This is a genomic window from Vibrio sp. 10N.222.48.A3, from assembly GCF_041475345.1.
GTDB lineage: Bacteria > Pseudomonadota > Gammaproteobacteria > Enterobacterales > Vibrionaceae > Vibrio > Vibrio tasmaniensis_A.
In genome coordinates, this window is the sequence record NZ_JBFRVX010000978.1 from 1 (window position 1) to 5,189 (window position 5,189).

The following is a 5,189-nucleotide window of genomic DNA, read 5'->3' on the forward strand; positions in this document are numbered from 1 at the left end:
TTCCACCTCCAAGATCATTGCTGCACCTAAGCCACCAGCCGCACAAGCAGTATTCAATGCTAGGCCACCACCACGACGTTTAAGTTCACGCAGTGTTTGAGTCATCATGCGTGCACCAGTCGCAGCAAACGGGTGTCCGTAAGCAATTGAGCTACCCAGCACGTTGAATTTCTCCATATCAATCTCACCGATCGCTTTGTCACGGCCAAGATTCTTCTGAGCAAATTCATCGCTTGCGAACATTTTGACGTTAGCCAGAACTTGAGCTGCAAACGCTTCATGCATCTCGATAAGTGTTAGGTCTGACAATTCTAGTCCTGTGTTCTTCAATACTTGAGAGGTCGCGTACGTCGGCCCCATCAGCATATCCGTTTCAACACCAATCGCTGAGAACGCGTAACCACGAATGTAACCAAGCACTTCTAAGCCTAGCTCTTTCGCTTTTCCTTCGCGCATCAACATCACTGCGGCACCGCCATCGGTGAGAGGCGTGGCATTGGCTGCCGTTACACTGCCGTATTGTCTGTCGAATGCAGGGCGCAATTTAGCGTAACCTTCAACCGTCGAGTCGTGGCGAATGTTGTTGTCTTCTGCTAGGTACTTTTTATAAGGCGCGGGGAATGCCGTCATCACTTCGTCTTTAATCTTGCCTTCTTTCCATGCTTGAGAAGCCAAAGAGTGAGAACGGTGAGCAAGTGCATCTTGAGCTTCGCGAGTAATACCATGTGTCTTAGCCATCTGCTCAGCAGTTTGTCCCATAGACAAACCTGTCGAGTATTCTGCGACTGCTGGTGGTACTGGCATCAAATCTTTGACTGAAAATGTTTTAAGAATCTTCAGTTTTTGACCTATGGTTTTCGTTTTACTCAGTGCTAATAAGTTCGCCGCTAACTTTTTCGAAACACCGATTGGCAATACAGAAGAAGAATCCGCGCCGCCCGCAATACCAACATCAATCGTGCCAGCCATAATGCTCTCGGTCACGTTGACTGCAGCTTGGAAGCTAGTCGCACATGCTCGCGTCACACTGTAGGCATCAGTATTAATGTCCATACCTGTACCCAGCACGATTTCACGTGCAATGTTCGGAGCTTCTGGCATTTGCACTACTTGGCCGAACACGACTTGTTCGATAAGCGCAGGATCGACATCAGTTCTTGCAAGCATTTCGCTCACCACCATTTTGCCTAGGTCAACCGCAGGCACTTGGCTAAATTCTGTGCTCTGACGAGCGAATGGGGTTCGTAGTCCAGCGACAACGGCAACACGTTCTCCAGAACGCGTTTTGACTTCCTGTTTGCCCATGGTTTCTCCTTAAGGTTAAGAGGTCTGACCTGAAGCATTGTAAACAAGTTGTTAATTAAATCAAACGGGCGTTTAAATAAACGTGATACGAGTATCCCACTGCTTGAAAATCTAACTGAACATTCAGGCGAACCTTTTTGGGGGAAAGGTTGTCGTAAGATACTAAACTATTGCAAGCAAAGCTGTTATCGCTATGTAAGGGATGTTTTTCTTAAGGCAAAAAAAACCACACAAAACTGTGTGGTCGGAATGTATATAAAGCAATTAACTTAACGCCAATTGAAATAATCAGTTTCCTGATTAGGAGAAAGTAAAGTCAGCCTTCAAAAGGAAGTGTCGTCTTGCTCAACATGCTAGCCACGAATGACTAACTAGACGACAAGGTGTACTATAGCGTTTTCGAGGGCTTAAATTTTGAAGTAGATCAATTTTAATGTGATTTTACGACTTCCTGCCGACGTTAGCCCTAAAAACGAAACAGCATATATAACGAAGCACAACGTATAGAAGACAGCTATACGCAGAGCAATTATGGAGGCTCGTGTGTCAATAATAAAAATGTTTGGAAAGAAAACAGCCAAGCGTCCGGTCAACTCTGATATGGACAAACAAAGAAAATACGAAGCACTCGTGCGCGCCTATCATCGTGACCTCTTTCGCTATGCCTATTGGCTATGCAAAGACAAAAGCATTGCCGAAGATTTAGTTCAAGAAACTTGCCTTCGTGCATGGAAGTCACTCGATAGCCTACAAGATGAAAAAGCCGCAAAGTCATGGCTGATTACTATCTTGCGCCGCGAGAATGCTCGACGTTTTGAACGCAAACAATTTGATCTGGTTGATATCGACGATCATGGTAACGATGCTAGCATCAGTGATGACCCACATCATCAACACCAATGGTTGCAAGCGCAGATCATGAAACTTGAAATCGAATACCGTGAACCCCTCTTCTTACAAGTGATTGGTGGTTTTAGTGGTGATGAGATCGCCGATATTCTCGATCTTAACAAAAATACGGTGATGACACGTTTATTCAGAGCTCGAAATCAGTTGAAAGAGATGCTGGATACAGAAGAGGCAGAGAGGGGGCAACATAATGGATGATTTGGAATTTCGTCGTCGTGTATTGTCGGAACCTAAGCAACGTACACAAGACATTATTGATGCAGCAGCGAATAGTGAAGCCAATAGTAATTTCTTAGACGATGTACTATCACTTGATAAGCAAATCCATTCAGCATTGAATGTGGATGTGCCAGACGATCTGGCAGATCGTATCCTATTCAATCAGACCTCAAGCGAAGAGAGCAAAGTAGTAAGGCCTACGTTTGCTCGACGAGCGATGGCAATGGCTGCTTCTGTGGCATTCGTTGCAGGTTTATTGGTTGGTCAAGTCAACTGGAGCAACGCGTTGGTATCTCCAGCTCAAGCAAGCTTGGCGGATACTGCAATGAAACATGTTGTTGATGAAAAGAGCTTCGTTAGTGCACTTGATGAAAATGTATCATCTCAACAAATCAACGCAAAAATGAACCCGTTTGCTTTTCAGTTTGATGAAGCCTTCCCTTACCACGTCTATTACCTGAACCACTGTGGTTTTGGCAAATCCAACGCAATGCACATGGTTTTCCAAGGCGAAAAAGGCAAAGTCACGCTGTTTTTAACTGGCATTCCGACTGACAAGTCTATCGACTTTGATGAAAAAGGCATGTCAGGCTCGGTAACACCGATCGATGGCAGCAGTTTGATCCTTGTAGGGGAAGATGGCGAGGATGTCTCTAAAATCGCCGAAAAGCTGACAAAAATGATCAAACCAATGAGCTAATTTGCTCTCAAAGCCCCGTAACAAAAGGCCCAGCAAGTATACCACTGATATTGCTGGGCTTTATTTATCAATAAATCGCAAAACCATTCACCACACCAATACCTCTAGAGTTAAAACTCTAAAAAACAGCATTTCTCTCCATTTTCGTGCCAGATAGGCGTCATTTCCATAATTTTACCCTCAAAATTTCCAATGGTCGGATTTGTATATCGTATACTTCCGAATAGGATCAGCCAACATTGAGCAATTGCTCAAATTAATCGCCCTGTAGAGGCGGATATATAAAGGAATAAATGAATGACTACCAACAACACGCGTCTGTTTAAAAAGTCTCTTTTAGCAGTAACAATTACACTGGCGTCTTCGCAAGCGATGGCAGCAGGTTTCCAACTTAACGCACAATCAGCAACAGGCATCGGCCGTGCTTTTGCTGGTGATGCAGTAATCGCAGATAACGCGTCAGTAATGGCACGTAACCCTGCAGCAATGGCACTATTTGATAAAACTGAGCTATCTCTTGGTTTTGAAAGCATCACTTCAATGATTGAAGTCAACGACGTTAACTACGTTGGTGGTCAAGTGCCAGTAAATAATACTGATGATGTAGGTGACACATCAATCGCGCCTAACATCCACCTTATCGTTCCAGTAAATGATAAATTTGCTTGGGGTATCAATGCCTACTCAAACTTCGGTACTAAAACAGAGTTTGACGACAACTATCCGGCAGCTGAGTACGGCGGCTTAACTGATGTTAAGAGCGTTAACTTTGGTCTTGCTGGTTCTTACCGACTAGACGACCAATGGAGCTTCGGTGCAGGTTTAGACCTTATTTATGGTCAAGGTACGATGAAACGTACCGCTGGTGCTGGTTTTGGTAAAGGAAATCCATCTAAGGGAATTCCACCGGCAGGCACCTCTTTATTAAACGTCGACAAAGCTGATGGTTGGGCTGTTGGCTTTAATGTTGGTACCGTTTACGAATTAGATGAAAACAACCGTTTTGGTCTAGCGTACCGTTATAGCCCTGAAATCACCGCTAAAGATGACAAGGGCCAAGAAATCACGCTACCACTACCAGACATCGCTGAATTCTCTGGTTTCCACAAAATTGAAGATACTAAGTTCGCAGTTCACTACTCTGTACAATGGATCGGCTGGGGTGACTTCGACCAGATCGAATTTAGAAACTTAGATCTAGCAACATCACCAGTTGGTGGGGCAAATGGTAGCTACAATAAAGAATACAAATGGCAAGATGGTTGGCACTACGCAATTGGTGGTACTTACTACCTAAACGATACGTGGACACTGCGTACCGGTTACATGTATGACACCAGTGCGCAAGACGAACTGACATCTATCTCTGTTCCGGATTCAGACCGTCAGTGGTTCTCTGCTGGTTTCACTTACCACATTGACACTGCTTCAAACGTAGACTTCGGCTTTACATACTTGTTAGGTGACGATGTGAAGGTTTCAGAAACCTCTTCAGGTACACCACTAACAGCGACGACACATGCTGATGCAATCCTATTAGGTCTTCAGTACAGCCGCAGCTTCTAATATAAAGTTAGCTATAATCCCAAAGGGTCGCATTGTGCGACCCTTTTTTGTTTTCCTAAACCACTGACCAACCTAAATTTAAGCTTACAACTGTAGCCTGCAGAGCAAATATACAGCTACAGGTGTACGCTCAAACTTCGCAACACAGCCGAAACATTTAGATGATTTCTCTAATAATTAAACACATTTGCTCATTTAATCCCTAAAACACTGTTTTATTCGAATTTCATTTTTAAAGTAATAACTCTAAAAGTAGAATCACGCCACTAAATACTTATGATTCAGTGAACATAATAATGAAAATGAATAAAACTCTTCTATCTGCTGCAGTGGCAGTAGGATTACTTTCGACTTCTACCGTCACTAACGCGGCAGGTTTTCAACTAGCAGAATACTCAGCAACAGGCTTAGGTCGTGCTTACGCTGGTGAAGCAGCAATGGCTGACGGTGCAGACGCGCAATGGCGTAACCCTGCTATGCTGACTTACCT

Annotated in this window: 5 protein-coding genes; 4 read left to right on the forward strand and 1 reads right to left on the reverse strand. The window is 44.1% G+C overall.

From position 1 onward, the window contains the following. Positions 1 to 1,305: acetyl-CoA C-acyltransferase FadI (fadI, locus tag AB4653_RS22675; protein ID WP_009848514.1), on the reverse strand; the 1,305-nt coding region annotated here is incomplete at its 3' end. Positions 1,306 to 1,863: 558 nt separating this feature from the next. Here fadI and AB4653_RS22680 point away from each other — a divergent pair. From AB4653_RS22680 to AB4653_RS22695, 4 genes are all read left to right on the forward strand, one after another. After that, on the forward strand, positions 1,864 to 2,412 hold the full coding sequence (locus AB4653_RS22680; protein ID WP_009848515.1) for a sigma-70 family RNA polymerase sigma factor: 549 nt from the start codon (positions 1,864 to 1,866) through the stop codon (positions 2,410 to 2,412). Next, a complete protein-coding gene (locus AB4653_RS22685) occupies positions 2,405 to 3,133 on the forward strand; it encodes a DUF3379 domain-containing protein (protein WP_009848516.1) in 729 nt (242 codons plus the stop codon). Before AB4653_RS22680 ends, AB4653_RS22685 begins: the two co-directional genes overlap by 8 nt. 297 nt (positions 3,134 to 3,430) lie before the next feature. Then, a complete protein-coding gene (locus AB4653_RS22690; RefSeq protein ID WP_009848517.1) occupies positions 3,431 to 4,699 on the forward strand; it encodes an outer membrane protein transport protein in 1,269 nt (422 codons plus the stop codon). Positions 4,700 to 4,995: 296 nt separating this feature from the next. Beyond that, positions 4,996 to 5,189 (forward strand): outer membrane protein transport protein (locus AB4653_RS22695; protein WP_372105385.1); only part of this gene is annotated, 194 nt, incomplete at its 3' end.

Excerpts from the sequence above, each read along its gene's own strand:
- AB4653_RS22680 (WP_009848515.1), top strand. The coding sequence starts at position 1,864 with ATGTTTGGAAAGAAAACAGCCAAGCGTCCGGTCAACTCTGATATGGAC.
- AB4653_RS22685 (WP_009848516.1), top strand. The coding sequence starts at position 2,405 with ATGGATGATTTGGAATTTCGTCGTCGTGTATTGTCGGAACCTAAGCAA.
- AB4653_RS22690 (WP_009848517.1), top strand. The coding sequence starts at position 3,431 with ATGACTACCAACAACACGCGTCTGTTTAAAAAGTCTCTTTTAGCAGTA.